Here is a 21,180-nt window from a genome sequence, read left to right as displayed (position 1 = left end):
GTCAGGCTCCCTTCCTCACGCGGCGTTCGGTGGGCTGGGTCACCCGGTCGAGCATCAGGCCGAGGCAGACGATCGCGGCGCCGGCGACCAGGCCGGTGGCGAGGTCGCCCTGGGCGAGGCCGAACACGACGTCGTAGCCGAGCGCGCCACCGCCGACCAGGCCGCCGATGATGACGACGGCGAGGACCAGGACGACGCCCTGGTTCACGGCGAGTTGCAGCGCCGGGCGCGCGAGCGGGAGCTGGACCTGGCGCAGTTGCTGCGCGGGGGTCGCGCCGAGCGAGCGCGAGGCCTCCATGGCCGCCGGGTCGACGGCGCGCAGTCCCTGCGTCGTGATGCGGACGACGGCGGGCAGCGCGTAGACGACGGCCGCGGCGACGGCGGGTGCGCGGCCGACGCCGAACAGTGCGACGACGGGGATGAGGTACACGAACTGCGGCATGGTCTGGAAGACGTCGAGGACCGGCCGGAGCAGTCGCTCGAAACGTTCGCTGCGGGCTGCGGCGATACCGACGGCGAAGCCGATCACGAGGGTGACGGCGACGGCGGCGAGGACTTGCGACAGGGTGTCGAGGGACGGCTTCCACACGCCGAGGACACCGATGGCGGCCATGGCGAGGACGGCGGTGAGCGCAGTGCGCCAGGTGCCGATGAGCCAGGCCAGGACGGCGACGATCAGCAGCACCGACCACCAGGGCAGCCACTGGAGGCCGTCCCGGACGGGGTCGAGGACCCAGGTGGTGAAGTGGCCGGCCCAGTCGGCGGTGCCGCCGATGTAGGGGACGCCCGAGTAGAGGTGGTCGGTCATCCAGTCGACGCCGTTGTTCACCGGCTCGGCGATGTCGACGACCCAGGCGTCGGGCCAGTCCAGCCGGCCGACGAGTCGCCCGGCGACGGCGACGACCACGGCGGCGGCCGCTCCGTACAGCCAGGGGGTGCTCGTGCGGGCCTCGCCGAGGCGTTCGCCGGCCGCGCCGGTGACGCGGTCGAGGACGACGGCGAGGAGCACGATCGGGATGCCGGCGGAGAGGGCGGCGCCCACGTCGACGGAGGCGAGGGCCTGGTAGACGCGGTCACCGAGACCGCCGGCGCCGATGACGGACGCGATGACGGCCATGGACAGCGCCATCATGATCGTCTGGTTGAGGCCGAGGAGGAGTTCCTTGCGGGCCAGCGGGAGGCGTGCGGTGAGCAGACGCTGGCGGGCCGTGGTGCCGAGCGAGGCGACGGCCTCCATCACGCCCTCGTCCGCGTCGCGCAGTCCGAGCGCGGTGAGGCGGGCCATGGGCGGCGCGGCGTAGACGACGGTGGCGAGGACGGCCGCGGGGACGCCGATGCCGAAGACCAGCACGACCGGCAGCAGGTACGCGAAGGCCGGGAGCACCTGCATGGTGTCCAGGACGGGGCGCAGCGCGCGGTGGGTGCGGTCGGAGAGCCCGGCGGCGAGGCCGAGCAGGGCGCCGAGGACGACGGAGGCGAGGACGGCGACCACCATGACCGCGAGGGTCTGCATGGTGGGCACCCACATGCCGAGCAGTCCGCAGGCGAGGAACGCGGCGCCGGTGCCGAGCGCGAGCCGGACCCCGGCGGCGCGCCAGGCCACCACGGCGGCGACGGCGGTCACTCCGGCCCAGCCGGCCGCGAGGAGCAGCAGGTAGACGCCGCGTACGGAGAGGACGACGGCGTTGCTGACGTAGCCGAAGAAGTAGAGGAACAGCGGGTGGCTGTCGCGGTTGTCGATGATCCAGTCGCTGGCCTTGCCGAGCGGTTCGGTCAGGTCGACGGTGAGGGCGTGCGGCCAGCTGCCGCTGGCCCAGCGGGCGTCGGCGAGCGGCACGAGGACCGCGGCGACGACGGCGAGGAGCAGGAGTTTGCCGACGGCGGGGTGCCGGAGGCGGGCGGGCAGGACGGTGCGGGGGGCGGACGCGGTGACTGTGGCCATCACACCGCCTCCTTCCGCAGGTCCGCTCCGGCGCGTGGGTCCGCGCCGGTCCGGGCGTCCGCGCCGGGCCGGGCGTCCGCGCCGGTGTTCAGGTCGGAGCCGGCGACGACGGCGAGCAGCCGTTCGTGGTCGACGACGCCGAGGCAGCGGCCGTCCTGGACGACGCAGGCGGCGCGTCCGCTGCCGGAGACGGTCTTGATGGCGTCGGCGACGACGGTGCCGGGGGCGAGGGCGCCGGGGTGTTCGGTCGCGCCGCAGTCGCCCGGCCGCATGGCCGTGCGGACGGTCATGACCTGCTCGCGGGGTACGTCCCGGACGAACTCGCGGACGTAGTCGTCGGCCGGGGAGCCGACGATCTCCTCGGGGGTGCCGAGCTGGACGATCCGTCCGTCGCGCATCAGGGCGATGCGGTCACCGAGGCGCAGTGCCTCGGAGAGGTCGTGGGTGATGAAGACCATCGTGCGGCCCTCCTCGTGGTGCAGCCGGACGACCTCCTCCTGCATGTCACGCCGGATCATCGGGTCGAGCGCGCTGAACGGCTCGTCGAAGAGCAGGACCTCGGGGTCGACGGCGAGTGCGCGGGCCAGCCCGACGCGCTGCTGCTGACCGCCGGAGAGCTGTCCCGGCCTGCGCTGTTCCATGCCTTCCAGGCCGACCTTGGCGACGACCTCGGCGGCCTTCGCGCGGCGTTCCTCACGCGGCACGCCCTGGATCTCCAGGCCGTAGGCGACGTTGTCGAGGACGGAGCGGTGCGGCAGCAGGCCGAAGTGCTGGAAGACCATGGCGGCGCGGTGGCGGCGCAGTTCGCGCAGCCGGCCCTTGTCCATGGCGAGGACGTCCTCGCCGTCGATGGCGAGACGGCCCGAGGTCGGCTCGATGAGCCGGGTGAGGCAGCGGACGAGGGTGGACTTGCCCGAGCCGGACAGACCCATGACGACGAAGACCTCGCCCTTGCGGACGTCGAAGCTGACGTCGCGGACGGCGGCGGTGCAGCCGGTGGCCTCGCGGAGTTCGGCGGTGTCGAGCGAGGCGAGTCGGGGGTCGCCGGGGACGCGGTCGGCCTTGGGGCCGAACACCTTCCACAGGTTCTGTACGGAGAAAACGGGCTGGGTCTCGTCGCCGGTCATCTCGACTCCTTCGCCGGGCCGGGTGGTCGGGGTGCCGACTGCCGTGCTGTCGTCCTCGGCGGGCGGGTTCACGTCGGTGGTCGTACTCATCACGCACCGCCTCCGATCAGTTCGGCGGCCTTCTCGCCGACCATGAGCACCCCGATCATCGGGTTCACGGCGGGCATGGTCGGGAAGACGGAGGCGTCGGCGATCCGGATGCCTTCGAGGCCGCGGACCCTCAGCTCGGGGTCGACGACCGCGTGTTCGTCGGAAGCCTCGCCCATCCGGCAGGTGCCCGCCGGGTGGTAGACGGTGTGCGCGACCTGGCGTGCGTACGCGCTGAGTTCCTCGTCGTCCGTGACGGTGGGGCCGGGGCAGACCTCGCGCTTGAGCCAGCCGGCGAGCGGCTCGGCCTTGGCTATCTCGCGGGCGATCTTGATGCCGTCGACGAGGGTGCGGCCGTCGTAGTCGTCCTCGTCGGTGAAGTACCGGAAGTCGAGGGCGGGCTTGACGGCCGGGTCGGCGCTCGTCAGGTAGAGGCGGCCGCGGCTGCGCGGCTTGGGGATGTTGGGGGTCATCGAGACGCCGTGCGCGGGGCGTTCGTAGCCGAGGCGCTCCGGGTTGTCCGTGAAGGGGATCTGGTAGAAGTGGAACATCAGGTCGGGGCCCTGCTGTTCGGGGTCGCGGCGCACGAAGAGGCCCGCGTCGGAGTCCATCGCGGAGTTCTCCGGGATCGGCCCGTTGGTCTCCCAGACGATCACGGACTCCGGGTGGTCGAGGAGGTTCTCGCCGACGCCGGGCAGGTCGTGCACGACGGGGATGTCCAGTTCCTCCAGGTCACCGGCCGGGCCGATGCCCGAGTGCAGCAGCAGGCGCGGGGAGTCGACGGCGCCCGCGCAGAGCAGCACCTCGTTCTTCGCGCTCACGAGGACCTCTTCACCGTCCTTCGTGCGGACGTGGACGCCGGTGACGCGGGTCCCGTCGACCTCCAGCTTGTACGCCCAGGTCTCCAACAGAAGCGTGAGATTGGGGCGTTCGTCCATCACGGGGTGCAGGTACGCGACGGAGGCGCTGGAGCGCTTGTTGTTCTCCGGGTGGTACGCGAGGTCGAAGAAGCCGACGCCCTCGGTGAACGGCTTCTGGTTGAAGCCCTCGACGCGGGGCACGTCGAGCGCGGTCTGCGCGGCGTCCACGAAGTCGCGGGCGATGGCGTTCCGGTCCTTCTCGTCGACCGGCACGATGTTGTTGAGGAGCCGCGCGAAGTACGCCTCCATCGGGACCGCGCCCCAGCCCTTGGCGCCGGCCGCCTCCCACTCGTCCCAGTCGGACGGCAGCGGCTTGAACGCGATGAGGGTGTTGTGCGACGAGCAGCCGCCGAGCACCCGGGCGCGGCTGTGCCGGATGTGGGAGTTGCCGCGCGGCTGTTCGGTCGTCGGGTAGTCGTAGTCGAGTTCCCCGCCGAGCAGGCCCATCCAGCGGCGCAGGGTCAGGACGTCGTCGCGGCCCACGTCGCTGGGCCCGCCCTCGATGACGGCGACGGTGACGTCGGGGTTCTCGGTGAGGCGGGACGCGATCACGGAGCCCGCCGTGCCGCCGCCGATGACGACGTAGTCGTACCTGTTCTCGTGCTGGGACATGGAATGTGCTCCAAGGTGCCTTGTGCGGTGGGGGGTTGGGGAGGGGGAGGGGGACGAAGACGCGGACGGGGATGGGGACGGAGGGGCGCCGGGGATGTCGGGGTACGGGTCCGCGCAGGACGGCGGTTCGGTTCGCCGCCCGCGCGGACGGTGGACGGGCGCCCGGCGCCGTGCCGTCGGCCGTCGGGCCGGCCGGCGGGGCCGGCCCTGCGGGGTTCAGCCGGCGAACCAGCGAACGGGCTGCGGCGCGAGGTTCTGGTAGACGTGCTTGGTCTCGCGGTACTCGGCGAGTCCGGCCGGGCCGAGTTCCCGTCCGACGCCGCTCTTGCCGAAGCCGCCCCACTCCGCCTGCGGGAGGTAGGGGTGGAAGTCGTTGATCCAGACCGTGCCGTGCCGCAGCCGGCCGGCGACACGGCGGGCGCGGCCGGCGTCGGCGGTCCAGACGGCGCCGGCGAGGCCGTACTCGGTGTCGTTGGCGAGGGCGACGGCCTCGTCCTCGGTGGCGAACGTCTCGACGGTCAGGACGGGTCCGAAGACCTCCTCGCGGACGACGCGCATCTCGCGGTGGCACTGGTCGAGGACGGTCGGCTCGTAGAAGTAGCCGGTGGCGGGCCGCACGTCGGACGGCTCGGGCCGCTTGCCGCCGGATCGCAGCACCGCTCCCTCGGCCAGCGCGGAGGCGACGTACGCCTCCGTCTTCTCGCGCTGCTGCGCGGAGACGAGCGGGCCGCACTCCACGCCGTCCTCGGTGCCGCGGCCGAGCCGGATCGCGCCTGCCCTGCGGGCGAGTTCGGCGACGAAGCGCTCGCGCACGGACTCCTCGACGATGAGGCGCGAACCCGCCGAGCAGACCTGGCCGCTGTGGATGAAGGCGGCGTTGAGGGCCTGGTCGACGGCGGTGTCGAAGCCCTCCTCGGTGGCGCAGGCGTCGGCGAAGACGACGTTGGGGTTCTTGCCGCCGAGTTCGAGGGCGACCTTCTTGACGGTGTCCGCGGCGGCGCGCGCGACCTTCGTGCCGCTGACCAGGCCGCCGGTGAACGAGACGAGGTCGACGTCGGGGTGCTCGGCGAGGCGGGCGCCGACCGTGTGGCCGGGGCCGGTGACGATGCCCGCCACCCCGTCGGGCAGGCCGGCCTCGGCGAGCAGGGCGAGCAGGGCGACCGTGGTCAGCGGGGTGATCTCGCTGGGCTTGACCACGAAGGTGTTGCCCGCGGCGAGCGCCGGGGCGATTTTCCAACTGGCCTGGAGGAGGGGGTAGTTCCAGGGCGTGATCAACGCGCAGACCCCGACGGGCTCGTGCACGACGACGCTGTGGATGTCGGCCGAGCCCGCGTCGACCACACGTCCGCCGCCCTCGCCGACGACGAGGTCGGCGAAGTAGCGGAAGGCGTCGGCGACGCAGTCGATGTCGACGCGCCCCTCCTCCACGGTCTTGCCCGCGTCCCGGCTCTCCAGCAGGCCGAGTTCCTCGCGGTCACGGACGAGGAGGTCGGCGACGCGGCGCAGCAGGGCGGCGCGGTCGGCGACCGGGGTGTGCGGCCAGGGGCCCTCGTCGAAGGCCCGGCGCGCGGCGGCGACCGCGAGGTCGGTGTCCTTCTCGTCGCCCTCCGCGACCACGGCGAACGGCTGGGCATCGGCGGGGTCGAGGATCTCGCGCGTCGCGCCGGAGAGCGCCGCACGCCACTCGCCGCCCACGTGGATGGTCTGTTCTGCCTGCTGCTGTCCGGCCATGATCGGTGTTGCCTTCCGTTCCTGTTCGACGCCCCTGAGTCACACAGGTGTGACCCCGGGGGCCGTGAGCACATGCCCCTCGGCCTCGGATGCATGCACAACCGGGCACCGAAAGTGCGCCAGGTCACGGAAAAACCCGCCAAAACAGGATGAGAAGGGGCGAATGACAGGCCGTACGGCGGTGATCAGGCGCCGCAGGCGGACCCGGTCGGGCAGAAGGAGTCCACGGCTGTCGTGAGCCGGCCGCTCATGTCCGTACCGGCGGGGCCGCTGGCGACGATGGCGTACGGCGTGCCGTCCGCCGCCTGGAAGCGGTGGTCGATGGTCTCGGTGGCCCCGAACTGCCTGCTGTCGTAGCGGTAGCTGAACTCCGTCCAGTCGGCGCCGCTCCGCCGGTTCAGGTACCGGTAGCCCTTGAACCCCTCCGCGATGTCCTGGGCCTGCGCCGAGGAGTCCGTCACGGAGACCTCCTTGACCTGGAACACCATGAGTTTGCGGTCACCGCCGGGGGCCGTGTAGGTGACGACGGGCGCCAGCTTCCCCTGGGTCTGGTCGCGCGCCCAGCCGACGGGCACGTCCACGGTGTAGCCGAGCGGATCGACCGCCCTGCTGTATCCCGGGGAGGGCGCCGGGGCGGTGGGCGAGGCCGGATCGGCGTAGGCGCCCTCGTCACCGGTGTTGTAGGGGCCGTCCGAGGGGACACCGGTGGTCGCCGTGACGGTCACGGCGGGTCCGGCCGATGCGCCCCGCGTCCCACGGTTCGCCGCGTCGTCCTTGGTGAGGGCCCAGAGCCCGCCCCCGACGCCGCCCGCGAGAACGGCCACGGCGACGATCACCAGCAACAGCCGCCGCGAGTCCCCGGGCCCCTGCCCCCGGCCCCCGTCGGACGGGGGCGCCCCGCTCCCGGGCCACGGCTGGGCGGGCGGCGACCAGGCGGGCGAATGCTGCTGGGGCGGCCAGGACTGCTGCGGCGACGGCGGCCCCTCGGGCGTCCCGGCGGGCGGCGGCGGGTACAGGTCGGGCCGCACGGCCCCGGCCTGGGTGGCGGCGGCCCACCATTCGCCGTTCCGCTGCTCCCCGTCCCCCTGCCCCCGGCCGCCGTCGGCAGGACTCGCAGGGTCACGGTCCTCACGGCCGTCGCCCTCGTCACCGTCGTCGACCCACTGCCGGCGGTCCGCGTCCCATCGCTGCGCCATCCCGTCACCCCCGCTCCGGCACGGCCCCGTCCGCCGGCCGAGCCCCGACGCCTGATCGCCGGACCCGGTCGCTCCCCTGACCCGGGCGGACCGTACGCAACGACGATAGTGACGTTCGCCCCCGCAGCACCCCTCTTTATGGCGACAAAGCACGTCTGTTCGATGCGTACTTTCCGTACGCCCCACCAGCCCCGTCCGCCCGCGCGACACATCCCCACGCTCTGCCGGCCGGTCGAGCCCTCCTCCCCCCGCTCACGATGACGAGCCGCGCACACGTCCCGCGACGAACCCGCGCTGGAACCCGCCCGCAGACACCTCTACGGTGACAACGCGCCCTCCGCTCACGCCCCAACACCCCCTCCCCCGAGGAGTATTCGATGCCCGCGCTGCTCACACGCGTCCTCGACCGGCTGATGCTCCAGGGCACGGTGACCGAGGCCGAACCGGTGGCCGCGCGCATGCGGCGTCTGCGCGTCGAGGGCCCCGCCCTGGCCGGCCTCGGTCCACGGCCGGGACAACAGGTGCGGGTCCTGGTGGAGGGCACGCTGACCCGGCGGACGTACTCGGTCTGGCGCTACGACCCCGCCGGCGCCGTCGAGTTGTGCGTGCTGGACCACGAGGGCGCGGGACCCGGGGCCCGTTGGGGACGCAGCGTGCGCACCGGGGACACGGTCCGATTCGGCGGGCCCGAGGGGTCGTTCGTGCTGCGTCCGGACGCGACGCACCATGTGTTCGTCGGGGACGAGACGGCGTCGGTCGCGTTCGGGTCCATGCTGGCGGCGCTGCCCGCGTCGGCGGACGTCTCGGGCTGCCTGGAGACGCGGACCCCCGAGGACAGGCTCCCGCTCCCGCACGCGGACCGCCTCCGCTGGACGCTGCGCGGCACCGGCTCCCTCGCCGACGCGGTACGGGGGCTGAACCCGCCGCCGGGCGGCGTCGCGTACGTCGCGGGCGAGGCCCGGACCGTGCAGAGCGTGCGGCGGATCCTCGTGCAGGAATCCGGCTGGGACCGGCGCACGGTGGTGACGAAGCCGTTCTGGGCGCCGGGGAAGCGGGGGATGGAGTAGCCCCGACTGCCGAGGAGCACCGTCGAGCGACGAGCGCCAACGCACCGACGAGCCTCAACGCACCGACGCCCGGACGGCTTTCGCCGTCCGGGCGTCGTGGTTCACCGCCGGGGACCGCCTCCGCGGAGGCGGTCCGGGCAGGTCAGATCAGGCCGAGACCGCGGACCGCCTCGCGCTCCTCCTCGAGCTCCTTGACGGAGGCGTCGATGCGGGCGCGGGAGAACTCGTTGACGTCCAGGCCCTGGACGATCTCGTAGCGGCCGTCCTTCGTGGTGACGGGGAAGGACGAGATGAGGCCCTCCGGCACGCCGTACGAACCGTCCGACGGGATACCCATGGAGGTCCAGTCGCCGTCCGCCGTGCCGTTGACCCAGGTGTACACGTGGTCGATGGCGGCGTTGGCGGCGGAGGCGGCCGAGGACGCGCCACGGGCCTCGATGATCGCGGCGCCACGCTTGGCGACGGTCGGGATGAAGTCCTCGGCGAGCCACTTCTCGTCGTTGACGACCTCGGCCGCGTTCTTGCCGCCCACCGTGGCGTGGAAGATGTCGGGGTACTGCGTGGCGGAGTGGTTGCCCCAGATCGTCAGACGCTGGATGTCGGCGACCGTGCTGCCGGTCTTCTTCGCGAGCTGGGTCAGCGCGCGGTTGTGGTCCAGACGCGTCATCGCCGTGAAGCGCTCGGCGGGTACGTCCGGGGCGGCGGCCTGCGCGATGAGCGCGTTCGTGTTCGCCGGGTTGCCGACGACCAGGATCTTGACGTCGTCCGCGGCGTTGTCGTTGATCGCCTTGCCCTGCGGCTTGAAGATGCCGCCGTTGGCGGAGAGCAGGTCGCCGCGCTCCATGCCCTTGGTACGGGGGCGGGCGCCGACGAGGAGGCCGACGTTGGTGCCGTCGAAGGCGACGTTCGGGTCGTCCGTGATGTCGATGCCCTGGAGGAGCGGGAAGGCGCAGTCGTCGAGCTCCATGGCGGTGCCCTCGGCGGCCTTCAGCGCCGGCGTGATCTCCAGGAGGCGCAGCTTGACCGGCACGTCCGCGCCGAGCAACTGGCCGGAGGCGATGCGGAAGAGCAGGGCGTAACCGATCTGGCCGGCCGCGCCGGTGACGGTGACGTTCACGGGAGTGCGGGTCATGGCGTTCTCCGTATGACAGCAGGCGGTGGGGCGTCCCTGCCCCGGGTGCAGGATCTTCCCCGGCAACCGCCGCAATGATCGATCAAGGAGTTCGATGATCGATCTCTCGGCGTCAAGAGAGATCCGCCGTCAGGCTATCGCGCATCCGGGACCCCGTACGTCCGGGTCCGTGTGGCCCACCCCACAGATCCCGGGGGGAGGCGGTCGCCGGGCCCGGGAGAGGGGGTGGGCTCGGCGGCCGCCAGGTGGGTGCCGGGGTCGGGGGAGGCGGTTTCGCCCTCTCCCGACAGCGCCGGATCCCGTGGGGGTACGGCTCGCCTGCCCCCTTTCCGTGAACTCATTCACCCTCCGGCGGAAATTTCTCCGAGGCCCCCGGCAGACCTTCTTTGCCCCCTCGGCCCCCTCCGCCTGACCGGCGCGAACCCGCCCCTCCGACCCCGGGCTCCGCTCGTCGACGCCGGAGGGGCTGACGCTCCTCGCACGTGAGGGCCTACTTCTCGTACGTGAGGTACGTGAGGGGCCTACTTCGTGCAGCCCTTCTGCCCGGTCCTCAGCGTCGCGCAGGCCCGCGCGTCCCCCGCGTCCTTGACCGCGACCATCGGCGTGTACGCGTCCGTGTCCGCGTCGACCGCCCCCGTCTGCCGCGCCGCGGACCCGGACGACACGTCGACCCGGTCCCCCGGCGCCGCCCGCGTGATCCGCGCCCAAGCGGCCCCGCACGTCCTGCTGTAGCGCACCTCCACCAGCGTGGTGCCCACCGTCACACTGGTGGTGGTCGTGGCCAACTCACCGCCGCAGCCCATGTTCTCCGGGTCCTTGCCGGTGCACGGGGCCCCGGCGCACTTCACGCCGGGCGGCAGATCGGGCTGGGTACTCGCGGACACCGCCGGCGACTTCCGGGTACCGCCGGCTTCCTTCTTGTCCCCGCCGCCGGTGAGGTACACGGCCACGGCGACGACCACCAGGGCCCCCACGACCCCGGCGAGGAACATCACCAGCCGCCGCTTGCGCCGCGCGCGGTCCTCCCCCGCCCCCGCGGGCCGCGCGTCCTGCGGCGCCGGCTTTCCGGCCGCCGCGTCCGCACCGGGCCTGGGCGCACCGGTTGTCGCGCCGCCGCGCGGCGGCGCGACAACCCCCCAGCCACCAGCGCCGGCGCCACCGCCACCGCCACCGCCACCGGATCCCGCTCCCCCTCCCGTACGTGGGCCCGAGCCCGAACCCGACCGGGACGACGACGTCCCGCCGTACGACGGTTCGCCCCCGTCCCGCCCGGTCGGCTGGAGCGGCACGGACGGCGACACCGAGGGCGTCGTCGACGGTGTCGCCTTCGGCGGCATCGTGGGTGAGACCCCCGCCGGCCCGGCGATCCCCGGCGTCGCGGTCGCGCTGCCGGCCCGTCGGCCCGCCGTGGCCTGCCGCCCGCCGCCCCCGCTCGCGGCGCCCCCCTTGGCACCGGCCGCCGGCCCGAACTCCCCGAGCGCGGCGCGCGCCTGGGATATCCGGATCGCCTCCATCGTCATGTCGTGCCGCATCTCCGAGCGGCTCCAGGCGCGCTCGGCCAGCTCCCACATGGTCGTGAGGTGGACGGGGCTCGCCCCGGTCACCTCGGACAGCGCGACGACCGCCCCCTTGGGCGCGAGCAGCCGCCCGTTCAGATAGCGCTCCCAGGACGTCTTGCTGTAGCCCGTGCGGTCGGCCACGGCGGCGATGCTCAGCCCGCTCCGGTCGACGAGCCGTCGCAGTTGTCCGGCGAACTCCTTGACCTGCGGATCGAGTTCGTCCGGCAGGCCTTTCCAACGAGGCATTCCTTCCCCCCTCTTCCCCCGTTTCGTGCACGACGTTTCCCCCGCGTGCGTCTCCCGTGCTCCCGGTCGCCGTGTCGGGCGGGAGCGGCACGGCCTCCCGCCGCGTCCCCGTTCTGGCTACCCCCAGGGATGCGCCCGGTCCGGTCTCCAGTTCCGGGAACGGGGGCGCACGGGTGCATTCAGGCCGGGACGGGCACCGTCGTGCGCCGCCCGGACCACGATCCAGTGTTCCATCGGCAGCCCGTACGAACAGGCCGTTCGGCGCACATCACCAAACTTGTCAACACATCGACACAACGAGGACACATGGGTGACCTCAGAGGCCACAGAAGCGGTCAGGAGCCGCAGGGCGGACGACCGGTCCGGAGCGGAGGACGGGCCGGGCGGTGGACACCGACAGCGACAGCGGACAGCGGACAGCGGGGCCATCGACGACCGCCCCGGCGGGCACTCGCCCACCCGCCCCGACCGGCGTTGCGACCGCGCCCCGACTGCCGTTCCGGCGGCCCCAGTCGGGCGGTTCCCGTAGCAGGGCGCGGACACCGTACCGGAACGGTCACTTCCGTGCCACAGGGACCGGCCGGCTGTTGAACGGGCCGTGCCCGGTGCACAAGGGTTGACCCCAGGCGGTCCACCCGCCCGATCGCGGCCCGTCCTTACTCGGGGGAGAGGACGGGCCGCTGTCGTACCCGGACCGCCCTCCGCACCCGTGACCGATGACCCGTGCCCCGGACCGGCCGCACCCGCGTTCACCGGCCCGGCGTGACGAGTCCCGTCTCGTAGGCGACGACGACCGCCTGTGCCCGGCTGTCCAGCGCGAGTTTGGTCATCGTCCGGTTGAGGTGGGTCTTGACCGTCGCCTCGCTGATGTACAGGCGGTCGGCGATCTCCAGGTTGGACAGGCCGCCCGCGATGAGTTTGAGGACCTCGACCTCGCGGGAGGTCAGCGCGGCGAGGTCGGGCGGCGCCTCCGCCCCCGGGACGGGACCGGCCTGGCGGGCGAAGGCCTCCACGAGGCGGCGGGTGACGCTGGGCGCGAAGAGCGCGTCACCGCCGCCGACCGCGGCCACAGCGGCGAGCAGCCGCTCGGGCCCCGAGTCCTTCAGCAGGAACCCGGACGCGCCGGCCCGCAGCGCCCCGTACACGTACTCGTCGAGGTCGAAGGTGGTCAGGACGAGGATGCGGGGAGCGGGGTCTGCGGCCTCGGCGAGGATGCGTTCGGTGGCCAGGATGCCGTTCGTACCGGGCATCCGGATGTCCATGAGGATCACGTCGGGCCGGGTCACGGCGGCGAGGCGTACCGCTTCGTCGCCGTCCTCCGCCTCCCCGACGACCTCCACACCGGGCGCGGCCTTCAGGAGCCCGACGAGACCGGCCCGGATCAGGTACTGGTCGTCGACGACGAGCACTGTCGTCATGCCGTGGTCTCGTCCCCCCGCCGTGCGGCCCGCGCGGTGGTGGGCAGGGTCAGCCGCACGGCGAATCCCCCCTCGCTCCGCGGGCCGATACTGATCGTCCCGCCGTAGAGCTTGGCCCGCTCGCGCATGCCAATCAAGCCGTGCCCGCCGCCGACCGGCAGTCTGTCCGGAATCACCCCCTCTCCGTCATCCGTGATCACGACGGTCATCTCGTGCTCCCCGTATCGGAGTTCGACCACCGCAGCCGCCCGGTGGGCGTGCTTGAGGATGTTGGTGAGGGACTCCTGCACGACGCGGTACGCGCAGAGTTCGACGCCCGGGGCGAGCGGACGCGGGGTGCCCTCGACGCGCAGTTCGACGGGGACTCCCCCGGCGCGCACCCGCTCGACGAGATCGCCGAGGCGCGCGAGTCCGGGCATGGGCGCCTCGGGGCCGCGGTCCGGATCGCGCAGGTCCTCCTCGCGCAACACCTGGAGCATGCGCCGCAGTTCCTCCAGGGCGTCACCGCTGGCGTCGCCGATGGTGCCGAGGGCGGCGCGGGCGGTGGCCGGATCGGAGTCGAAGACGAAACGGGCGAGCCCCGCCTGCACGGAGACCACCGACATGTGGTGGGCGACGACATCGTGCAGTTCCCGTGCCATGCGCCCGCGTTCCTCGGCGACCTCGCGGCGGAACCGTTCGGCCTGTTCGGCGCGGAGTTCCCGGGCGAGTTCGGCGGCGCGCCGGGCCAGGTGCCCGAAGCGCCACAGGACGGCCGAGAAGACCAGCGCCTGGGCCACCACGGAGGTCATGGCGTCGCTGTCGCTCACGATCCCGGCGTAGACCCATACGGCCACGAACACACCCGCGCACACGGCCGTGGTGCGGGCCTGCCGCACCGAGGCGACCGTGTAGAGGGCGAGCATCGGGCCGAACGTGCTCACCACCGGCCAGTAGCCGGCGGAGATGTACAGCACGCTCGCGGTCTCCACGGCCGCGAGGACCACGAGCGGCGCCCTGCCGCGCAGGGCCACCGGGAGATGCGCGAGGACCACCAGGACGTAGGCGGGGCCGTCGAGTTCGGGCCAGCCCTGGGCCGCCGACTCCTGGCCGAGGAGTACGGCCACGCACACCATGGCGAGCGCTGTCAGCGTGTCGACGGCGAGCGGGCGGGGCGGCCGGAAGCGCATCGGCGCAGCGTAGCGCCGCGGCACAGCGTGGGCGTCAACCCAGCGCGGTACTCCGGTGGTTGCAGAGCCGTGATCCGCTACTTCCGCTGGTGTGGTCGGAGTTGCAACCGGCGCGGGATGCGTCGCGGTGGCGCCGGACCGTACGTTCGGGAACACGACGGACCGGCCGACCACCGGCCGTCTTCGAACAACGGGCCGGCGGACCGCCGGACCGCATCCGAAGAGGGGAATCGGATCCATGACCACGAGGACGACCAACAGGACGACCGGCGCCACGAACACGGGCATCCGGGGCCGCGTGGCGGGTGCCCTGGCCGCCGCCGCGCTGCTCGGCGGCGGGCTCGCCATGGCCCCCGCGGCCACCGCCGCGGTGCAGGCGCCGGCGGCGGACTCCTGCACCCAGAACTGGTCCATCTCCAGCGGCCAGGGCTACGCCAACGGCTGGTGGTGCAACTACGACACGAAGGTCACGGGGACGGTCCACGACACCAAGTCCGACGGCCGCTGCCCGTTCGTCCGCGGAAAGCTCACCAACGGCGGCCACGTCGACAGCAACTGGGCGGGACCGAAGGGCGACTCCTCGCCCGTCACGCTGAAGGCGCCGAGCGGCACGTCGTTCTCGTCGCTGTCGATGTCGTACATCGTCTGCTGACGGACCGGCCCACGCCGCACCGCGCACCACCGACCACCTGAAAAGACCGGTGGCCCGTCCTCCCCGGGGAGAGGACGGGCCACCGTCACGTGCGCCCGCGTGAGGCCGCGGTTCAGCGGACCGTGAAATGCAGGGTGTCGTCGAGGAACGGGATCACCAGCACTGGCTTCGGCTGGGCCATGAGCGCCAGCAGCACGATGACGACGCCGAGGACGCCGTACGTGACCATGTCCGTGAACCGGGACCGGACCGCGAGCATGCCCACGCTCGGCAGGACCCAGCGCATCACGGCGCCCGCGATGAGCGCGGCGCCGATCAGGATCGTGCCGGCCCGGAACACGTCGAGCGCGGTGAGCAGCAGGCCGAGCCCGACCGCCGCGAGGACGGTGAGGATCGGCCACTGGCGCGCGGGGGCCGGGGCGTCACGGGGCGCGGCCCGGCCACCGCCCTCGGGTCGCGCGGTGTCCCGGGTGAACAGCGGAAAGCGGCGCGTGGTGCGGCGCGGCCTGCCGTCGGCGTCAGGAGCGCTGACGGCGTCCCGCACCGTCATGTCGGCATCGGCATCGGACTCCGACTCGGACGCCGACTCCGACTCGGCGGCGGACTCGGCGACCGTCACGCCCTTCGTCCCGACCTGGTCGCTCGCCTCTGTCTCCGCCGGGTCCGGAGCCCCGGTGTGCGCCTCCGCGTCGGCCGCCCGCTCGGCGCGGGTCCCGTTCTCCGCTGCCGGAGCGGCCTCGGCCCGCGCGCCCGCGCGCACCGCGGACCGTTCCTCGATACGGGCCTCGGCGTCGTCGGCCGTGCGCGCGCCGTTGGCCGCGCCCTCGCCGGACCGGTGGATGCCGCCGTCAGCCGACACTGCGCTCCGCCGCTTCCACCACGTTGACGAGCAGCTGGGCGCGGGTCATCGGGCCGACGCCGCCCGGGTTCGGGGAGATCCACGCGGCGACCTCGGCGACGTCCGGGTGGACGTCCCCGACGATCTTGCCCTCGGCGCTGCGCGAGACACCGACGTCGAGGACGGCGGCGCCCGGCTTCACGTCCTCGGCCCGGATGAGATGCGCGGATCCGGCGGCGGCGACGATGATGTCGGCGCGCTTGAGGTGGGCGGAGAGGTCACGGGTGCCGGTGTGGCACTGGGTGACCGTGGCGTTCTCGCTGCGCCGCGTCAGCAGCAGCGGCATCGGACGTCCGATGGTCACGCCGCGGCCGACGACCACGACCTCGGCGCCCTTGATCTCCACGCCGTAGCGGCGCAGGAGGGTGAGGACGCCGTTCGGGGTGCAGGGCAGCGGGGCCGGCTCGTTGAGGACGAGGCGCCCGAGGTTCATCGGGTGGAGGCCGTCCGCGTCCTTGTCGGGGTCCATCAGTTCCAGAATGCGGTTCTCGTCGATGCCCTTGGGGAGCGGCAGCTGGACGATGTAGCCGGTGCAGGCGGGGTCCTCGTTCAGCTCGCGGACCACCGCCTCGATCTCCTCCTGGGTGGCGGTCGCGGGCAGTTCGCGCTGGATGGAGGCGATACCGACCTGGGCGCAGTCGCGGTGCTTGCCCGCGACGTACTTCTGGCTGCCGGGGTCGTCGCCGACCAGGACCGTCCCGAGGCCGGGCGTGACGCCCTTCTCCTTCAGGGCCGCCACGCGGACGGTCAGGTCGGACTTGATCGCGGCTGCGGTGGCCTTGCCATCGAGAATCTGGGCGGTCATGACCCCATCCTCCCGGATGACGGGGTCATGGTTCCAATCCGGGGCACCCCTGGACGCGGCGAGGGGCCGCGGCCGCCCGAAGAGCGTGATCAAGCAGATTGCGACTGCACAACAGCTCATCCGACGAGCTGGACAAAATGCGCCCTCCCGATCACGATGAACGACGCACTATCGCGGTCAGTGCTGGGGGGCAAACCGCTCGTATCGCCACGTTCCTCCACGCAATCCGCTTCGTCCCCGCCTTTGCAACGGAGGAAATTCGCCATGTCTTTCGGCGCGCCGGACAACCCGTACGGACAGCCGCAGAACCCACCGCCGGGCTACGGCCATCCGCAGCAGGGACAGCCGCCCTACCCGCAGCAGGGCCAGCCCCCCTACCCGCAGGCACCGGGCGGCGTTCCGCAGCAGGGTTACGGCTACCCGCAGCAGGGCCAGCCCGGATACGGCTACCCCGACCCGAACCAGGCCGCTTACGGCTACCCGCAGGGCCAGCCCGGCTACGGCTACCCGGCAGGGCCCGGCCCGCGGGTCGCGTCGATGGGACGCCGGTTCGGCGCCCGCGCGATCGACGGCGCCGCCTTCTTCGTCATCTACGTGATCCTCGGCTTCGCCGGCGTGGCCGGATCCGTCGGTGCCGCGAAGGACTGCGACCCGAACGCCGTGGACTACCAGACCTGCATGGACAACGCGGGTTCCGACATCGCCGCCAAGTTCGGTGCCGTGATCGGCATCCTCGCCGTGGTGGGCCTGCTCTACGAGTGGCTGATGACCGGTCTGGTCGGCGGCACCCTCGGCAAACTCGCCGTCGGCATACGCGTGGTGAAGGCCGACACCGGCCAGAAGCCCGGCCTGGGCGCCTCGTTCATCCGCTGGATCATCCCGCTCGTCGGCGGCATCGTCTGCGGCATCGGCCAGCTCGTGGTCTACCTGTCGCCGTTCTGGGACAAGTCGGGCCGCCAGCAGGGCTGGCACGACAAGGCCGCGAGCACGATGGTCATCCAGCACTGACGCTCTCGACGGCCGTCGGGAACGGACCGTCGCGGTACGACCGAGGCCCCCGGCCCTCCCTGAGGAGGGCCGGGGGCCTCGGTCGTCGGCACATGCTCAGTGGAAGAAGTGGCGCGTCCCGGTGAAGTACATCGTCACGCCGGCCTTCTTCGCGGCCTCCACGACCAGTTCGTCACGGACCGAACCGCCGGGCTGGACCACGGCCTTGACGCCGGCCTCGGCGAGGATCTCGAAGCCGTCGGGGAACGGGAAGAACGCGTCCGAGGCGGCGTAGGCACCGCGGGCACGCTCGGCGCCGGCCCGCTCGACCGCGAGCTTCGCGGAGTCGACGCGGTTGACCTGGCCCATGCCGACGCCGACCGAGGCACCGTCCTTGGCGAGCAGGATCGCGTTGGACTTCACGGCGCGGCAGGCGCGCCAGGCGAAGGCCAGCTCGTCCAGCTCGCCCTGGCTCAGCGCGTCACCGGTCGCGAGGGTCCAGCTCGCCGGGTTGTCGCCGTCGGCCTGGAGGCGGTCGGTGACCTGAAGGAGCGCGCCGCCGTCGACGGGCTTGATCTCGACCGGGGCGGACGGGGCGCTGTGGGCGCGCAGCACGCGGATGTTCTTCTTCTTGGTGAGGGCTTCGAGGGCGCCGTCCTCGTACTCGGGCGCGACGATGACCTCGGTGAAGATCTCCGCGACCTGCTCGGCCATCTCCTTGGTGACCGGCCGGTTGACCGCGATCACACCGCCGAACGCGGACAGCGGGTCGCAGGCGTGCGCCTTGCGGTGCGCCTCGGCGACGTTCGACGCGACCGCGATGCCGCACGGGTTGGCGTGCTTGATGATCGCGACACAGGGCTCGTCGTGGTCGTACGCGGCACGGCGGGCGGCATCCGTGTCCGTGTAGTTGTTGTACGACATCTCCTTGCCGTGCAGCTGCTCCGCCTCGGCGAGGCCGCCGGTGCCGGAGGTGTACAGCGCGGCGGGCTGGTGCGGGTTCTCGCCGTAGCGCAGGGTGTGCGCGCGCTCCCAGGTGGCACCGAGGAAGTCGGGGAACCGCGACTCGTCGACCGGCGCGTAGTCGGAGGCGAACCAGGAGGCGACGGCGACGTCGTACGCGGCCGTGTGCTGGAAGGCCTCGGCGGCGAGGCGCTTGCGGGTGCGCAGGTCGAAGCCGCCGTGCTGCGCCGCGGCGAGGACGTCGCCGTAGCGGTCGGGGCTGGTGACGACGGCGACCGAGGGGTGGTTCTTGGCGGCGGCGCGGACCATCGAGGGGCCGCCGATGTCGATCTGCTCGACGCACTCGTCGGGGGTCGCGCCGGACGCGACCGTCTCCCGGAACGGGTAGAGGTTGACGACGACCAGGTCGAACGGCTCGACGCCCAGCTCGGCGAGCTGCTGCCGGTGGCTGTCGAGGCGCAGGTCGGCGAGGATCCCGGCGTGCACCTTCGGGTGCAGCGTCTTGACGCGGCCGTCGAGGCACTCGGGGAAGCCGGTCAGCTCCTCCACCTTGGTGACGGGCACACCGGCCGCGGCGATCTTCGCGGCGGTGGAACCGGTGGAGACGAGCTCGACGCCGGCGGCGTGCAGCCCGCGGGCCAGCTCTTCGAGGCCGGTCTTGTCGTACACGCTGACGAGCGCGCGCCGGACGACCCGCTTGGTGCCTTCGGTGCTCTCGGCCGTGACTGTGCTGTCGGCGGTCACTGGATAACTACCTTTCGTCCCTCAATGCGATAGCCGTTGCGGGCGAGCCGCCCCACGACATCGACGAGCAGCCTTCGCTCGACTTCCTTGATGCGCTCGTGCAGAGCGCTCTCGTCGTCCTCGTTGCGGATCTCGACCACGCCCTGGGCGATGATCGGTCCGGTGTCGACGCCGTCGTCGACGAAGTGGACGGTGCAGCCGGTGACCCGGGCTCCGTACGCGAGCGCGTCGCGGACGCCGTGGGCGCCGGGGAAACTGGGGAGCAGCGCCGGGTGGGTGTTGACGAAGCGTCCACCGAACCGGGCGAGGAACTCCTTCCCCACGATCTTCATGAACCCGGCGGAGACGACGAGGTCAGGCTCGTACGCGGCGGTCGCCTCGGCGAGCGCGCGGTCCCAGTCGTCCCGACTGCCGTGGTCCTTGACCTTGCGGACGAAGGTCGGGAGTCCGGCGCGCTCGGCGCGGGCGAGCCCCTCGATGCCGTCCCGGTCGGCGCCGACGGCCACGATCTCGGCACCGTAGGCCGCGGGGCCCGCCTCCGCGACGGCGTCGAGCAGTGCCTGCAGATTGGTGCCTGATCCGGAGACCAGCACGACGAGGCGCTTGGCCTTGGCCACGACGGGGCCCTTTCTCGGGGGAGCGTTTGTACGGTCGTACGAATGCTTCGCGCCCCGGGATACGGGGAAGTCTACGAAGCGGCCGACCGTCAGCAACGATACCGGCACACCGGGCGGCCCCCACGGGACGGGGGCGGGGCCGGAAGGTAGCGTCTGGGGAGGATCCACCCGGGAAGACCGTCCGGCGCGGGGAACGCCCTGCGCACACGGGACGTTGACCTGGGACGAGCACCACCACGCACGGGGCAGCCGGCCCCGGTACCACCAGTTGCACCCGCACCGGAAACGCCCGGGGCGCGCGCCCGGGGGCCCGGAGCCCGCTGCCGTGCGCACACGCCGCCCGCCAGAACCACCAAGGGGAAGACGCTCACCTGATGCCGGACCGCAGTCTCCGACTCCCTCCGCTCCTGCTGCGCGAGCGGCGCCCTTCGTCCACCCCGCCCAGGTCGGGAGGGGACGGCTCCACAGGCGGCGGCCCCGGCTCCGCGGGCGGGAGCGGCAGCGGCTCGGCGGGGGGAAGCGACGGCGGCACCCCGGGCGAGCACGGCCCCGACACCCCGGACACTCCCCCGTCGGGCCCGGCCGATCTCTCCAAGCCGTCGAAGCCGTCGAGTTCCCCGGACGCGGACGACAACCCGTTCGCGCCGCCGCCCGAGGGCACGCCCGACCGTCCCTGGCAGCCGCGCCGGCACGGCCAGGGCTCCGGGCAGAACGGCGAGGGCGGGGACCAGGACGGGTCCGAGCACTCCCCGTGGAGTCACTGGAGCGACCGGCAGCCCGGTCCCTCCAGCGGCGGCGGCTTCGGTGACCGGCCCGGGGCGCCGCAGGGCCAGAACACCCCGGAGGCCCAGAGCGGCCCCGGCTCGAACATGCGCTGGGACCCGACGGACCCCTCCCAGCGCCGTGCCCGCTATGCGCTGCTCTCCGGCATGTGGGCGTTCTTCTTCGCGCTCTTCAGCTGGCCGTACGTGGCGCTGCTGCTCGGCGCGCTCGCGCTGTACTGGGGCGTCAGCGCCCTGCGCGGCAAGGCGCGCGTCCCGGCCCCGGACGCTCCGGCGGCCGATCAGAACGCCCGCCCCCAGCAGCCCGCTTCGCATGCCCGTCCGCAGACGACCGCGGCGGTGAGCGGCCTGGTCACCGCCTCGCTGGCCATCCTGATGGTCGGCGCGACGTTCACGGCCCAGCTCGTCTACAGCGACTACTACTCCTGCACGAACGACGCCCTGACGAGCGCGGCGAAGAAGTCCTGCAACGACCTGCTCCCGAAGGAACTGCGCGGCGTGCTCGGCACCAGCGACTAGCACCGCG

General features: G+C 72.8%; 17 protein-coding genes. 4 read left to right on the top strand and 13 right to left on the bottom strand.

Annotated features, from left to right (window positions below):
- Nucleotide 1 precedes the first annotated feature (1 nt).
- The 5 genes from B0675_RS13175 to B0675_RS13155 all read right to left on the bottom strand — a co-directional run bounded on the left by B0675_RS13175 (nt 2) and on the right by B0675_RS13155 (nt 7,615).
- Nucleotides 2–1,942 carry an ABC transporter permease subunit gene (locus B0675_RS13175; RefSeq protein WP_081218985.1) on the bottom strand — a complete coding sequence of 647 codons (1,941 nt, stop codon included), beginning with the start codon at nt 1,940–1,942 and terminating at the stop codon, nt 2–4.
- Nucleotides 1,942–3,069 carry a glycine betaine/L-proline ABC transporter ATP-binding protein gene (locus B0675_RS13170; RefSeq protein WP_107482790.1) on the bottom strand — a complete coding sequence of 376 codons (1,128 nt, stop codon included), beginning with the start codon at nt 3,067–3,069 and terminating at the stop codon, nt 1,942–1,944. Before B0675_RS13170 ends, B0675_RS13175 begins: the two co-directional genes overlap by 1 nt.
- A gap of 89 nt (nt 3,070–3,158) precedes the next feature.
- The gene (locus B0675_RS13165) at nt 3,159–4,688 is read right to left on the bottom strand and encodes a GMC oxidoreductase (RefSeq protein ID WP_081218983.1); all 1,530 of its coding nucleotides are present in this window, start codon (nt 4,686–4,688) and stop codon (nt 3,159–3,161) included.
- 216 nt (nt 4,689–4,904) lie between these two features.
- A complete protein-coding gene (locus tag B0675_RS13160) occupies nt 4,905–6,419 on the bottom strand; it encodes an aldehyde dehydrogenase family protein (RefSeq protein ID WP_081218982.1) in 1,515 nt (504 codons plus the stop codon).
- A gap of 185 nt (nt 6,420–6,604) precedes the next feature.
- Nucleotides 6,605–7,615 carry a hypothetical protein gene (locus B0675_RS13155; protein ID WP_081218981.1) on the bottom strand — a complete coding sequence of 337 codons (1,011 nt, stop codon included), beginning with the start codon at nt 7,613–7,615 and terminating at the stop codon, nt 6,605–6,607.
- 377 nt (nt 7,616–7,992) lie between these two features.
- Between B0675_RS13155 and B0675_RS13150 the strand changes: the two genes are divergently transcribed.
- Nucleotides 7,993–8,682, top strand: coding sequence for a siderophore-interacting protein (locus tag B0675_RS13150; protein WP_081218980.1), 690 nt, complete (start codon nt 7,993–7,995; stop codon nt 8,680–8,682).
- 142 nt (nt 8,683–8,824) lie between these two features.
- On the opposite strand, the gene B0675_RS13145 is transcribed toward B0675_RS13150, so the two are convergent.
- From B0675_RS13145 to B0675_RS13130, 4 genes are all read right to left on the bottom strand, one after another.
- Entirely contained in the window at nt 8,825–9,814 is a 990-nt protein-coding gene (locus tag B0675_RS13145; protein ID WP_081218979.1) for a malate dehydrogenase, read from the bottom strand.
- Nucleotides 9,815–10,335: 521 nt separating this feature from the next.
- Complete coding sequence (locus tag B0675_RS13140; protein ID WP_081218978.1) at nt 10,336–11,619, bottom strand: XRE family transcriptional regulator; 1,284 nt, start codon at nt 11,617–11,619, stop codon at nt 10,336–10,338.
- Nucleotides 11,620–12,368: 749 nt separating this feature from the next.
- Nucleotides 12,369–13,037 (bottom strand): response regulator transcription factor, encoded by a 669-nt coding sequence (locus B0675_RS13135; RefSeq protein ID WP_081218977.1) that lies wholly within the window; start codon nt 13,035–13,037, stop codon nt 12,369–12,371.
- On the bottom strand, nt 13,034–14,206 hold the full coding sequence (locus B0675_RS13130) for a sensor histidine kinase (RefSeq protein ID WP_081218976.1): 1,173 nt from the start codon (nt 14,204–14,206) through the stop codon (nt 13,034–13,036). Before B0675_RS13130 ends, B0675_RS13135 begins: the two co-directional genes overlap by 4 nt.
- Before the next feature lie 238 nt (nt 14,207–14,444).
- Here B0675_RS13130 and B0675_RS13125 point away from each other — a divergent pair, with 238 nt between their 5' ends.
- The gene (locus tag B0675_RS13125; protein ID WP_081218975.1) at nt 14,445–14,858 is read left to right on the top strand and encodes a hypothetical protein; all 414 of its coding nucleotides are present in this window, start codon (nt 14,445–14,447) and stop codon (nt 14,856–14,858) included.
- Between the two features lie 112 nt (nt 14,859–14,970).
- Here B0675_RS13125 and B0675_RS13120 read toward each other — a convergent pair whose 3' ends face one another.
- A complete protein-coding gene (locus B0675_RS13120) occupies nt 14,971–15,477 on the bottom strand; it encodes a DUF3017 domain-containing protein (protein ID WP_241539931.1) in 507 nt (168 codons plus the stop codon).
- Between the two features lie 229 nt (nt 15,478–15,706).
- Nucleotides 15,707–16,561, bottom strand: a complete 855-nt coding sequence (locus B0675_RS13115) for a bifunctional methylenetetrahydrofolate dehydrogenase/methenyltetrahydrofolate cyclohydrolase (protein WP_081218974.1) — start codon at nt 16,559–16,561, stop codon at nt 15,707–15,709.
- A 264-nt stretch (nt 16,562–16,825) separates the two neighbouring features.
- Between B0675_RS13115 and B0675_RS13110 the strand changes: the two genes are divergently transcribed.
- Entirely contained in the window at nt 16,826–17,569 is a 744-nt protein-coding gene (locus B0675_RS13110; protein WP_081218973.1) for an RDD family protein, read from the top strand.
- 96 nt (nt 17,570–17,665) lie between these two features.
- Here B0675_RS13110 and purH read toward each other — a convergent pair whose 3' ends face one another.
- Together purH and purN are read right to left on the bottom strand one after the other, a co-directional pair.
- Nucleotides 17,666–19,255, bottom strand: coding sequence for a bifunctional phosphoribosylaminoimidazolecarboxamide formyltransferase/IMP cyclohydrolase (purH, locus tag B0675_RS13105; protein ID WP_081218972.1), 1,590 nt, complete (start codon nt 19,253–19,255; stop codon nt 17,666–17,668).
- Nucleotides 19,252–19,872, bottom strand: a complete 621-nt coding sequence (gene purN / locus B0675_RS13100; protein WP_081218971.1) for a phosphoribosylglycinamide formyltransferase — start codon at nt 19,870–19,872, stop codon at nt 19,252–19,254. Before purN ends, purH begins: the two co-directional genes overlap by 4 nt.
- A 374-nt stretch (nt 19,873–20,246) precedes the next feature.
- On the opposite strand from purN, the gene B0675_RS13095 reads away from it, so the two are divergent.
- On the top strand, nt 20,247–21,173 hold the full coding sequence (locus B0675_RS13095; RefSeq protein WP_081218970.1) for a hypothetical protein: 927 nt from the start codon (nt 20,247–20,249) through the stop codon (nt 21,171–21,173).
- The last annotated feature ends 7 nt before the right edge of the window (nt 21,174–21,180 follow it).

Source organism: Streptomyces sp. M41(2017) (assembly GCF_002078175.1).
Taxonomy (GTDB): domain Bacteria; phylum Actinomycetota; class Actinomycetes; order Streptomycetales; family Streptomycetaceae; genus Streptomyces.
The sequence above is the reverse complement of the archived record's forward strand: the minus strand, read 5'-3'. Positions and strand labels throughout refer to the sequence as shown.

Excerpts from the sequence above, each read along its gene's own strand:
- B0675_RS13135 (WP_081218977.1), bottom strand. The coding sequence starts at position 13,037 with ATGACGACAGTGCTCGTCGTCGACGACCAGTACCTGATCCGGGCCGGT.
- B0675_RS13140 (WP_081218978.1), bottom strand. The coding sequence starts at position 11,619 with ATGCCTCGTTGGAAAGGCCTGCCGGACGAACTCGATCCGCAGGTCAAG.
- B0675_RS13110 (WP_081218973.1), top strand. The coding sequence starts at position 16,826 with ATGTCTTTCGGCGCGCCGGACAACCCGTACGGACAGCCGCAGAACCCA.
- B0675_RS13160 (WP_081218982.1), bottom strand. The coding sequence starts at position 6,419 with ATGGCCGGACAGCAGCAGGCAGAACAGACCATCCACGTGGGCGGCGAG.
- B0675_RS13155 (WP_081218981.1), bottom strand. The coding sequence starts at position 7,615 with ATGGCGCAGCGATGGGACGCGGACCGCCGGCAGTGGGTCGACGACGGT.
- B0675_RS13165 (WP_081218983.1), bottom strand. The coding sequence starts at position 4,688 with ATGTCCCAGCACGAGAACAGGTACGACTACGTCGTCATCGGCGGCGGC.
- B0675_RS13130 (WP_081218976.1), bottom strand. The coding sequence starts at position 14,206 with ATGCGCTTCCGGCCGCCCCGCCCGCTCGCCGTCGACACGCTGACAGCG.
- B0675_RS13150 (WP_081218980.1), top strand. The coding sequence starts at position 7,993 with ATGCCCGCGCTGCTCACACGCGTCCTCGACCGGCTGATGCTCCAGGGC.
- B0675_RS13095 (WP_081218970.1), top strand. The coding sequence starts at position 20,247 with ATGCCGGACCGCAGTCTCCGACTCCCTCCGCTCCTGCTGCGCGAGCGG.
- B0675_RS13170 (WP_107482790.1), bottom strand. The coding sequence starts at position 3,069 with ATGACCGGCGACGAGACCCAGCCCGTTTTCTCCGTACAGAACCTGTGG.
- B0675_RS13175 (WP_081218985.1), bottom strand. The coding sequence starts at position 1,942 with ATGGCCACAGTCACCGCGTCCGCCCCCCGCACCGTCCTGCCCGCCCGC.
- B0675_RS13145 (WP_081218979.1), bottom strand. The coding sequence starts at position 9,814 with ATGACCCGCACTCCCGTGAACGTCACCGTCACCGGCGCGGCCGGCCAG.
- B0675_RS13115 (WP_081218974.1), bottom strand. The coding sequence starts at position 16,561 with ATGACCGCCCAGATTCTCGATGGCAAGGCCACCGCAGCCGCGATCAAG.
- B0675_RS13125 (WP_081218975.1), top strand. The coding sequence starts at position 14,445 with ATGACCACGAGGACGACCAACAGGACGACCGGCGCCACGAACACGGGC.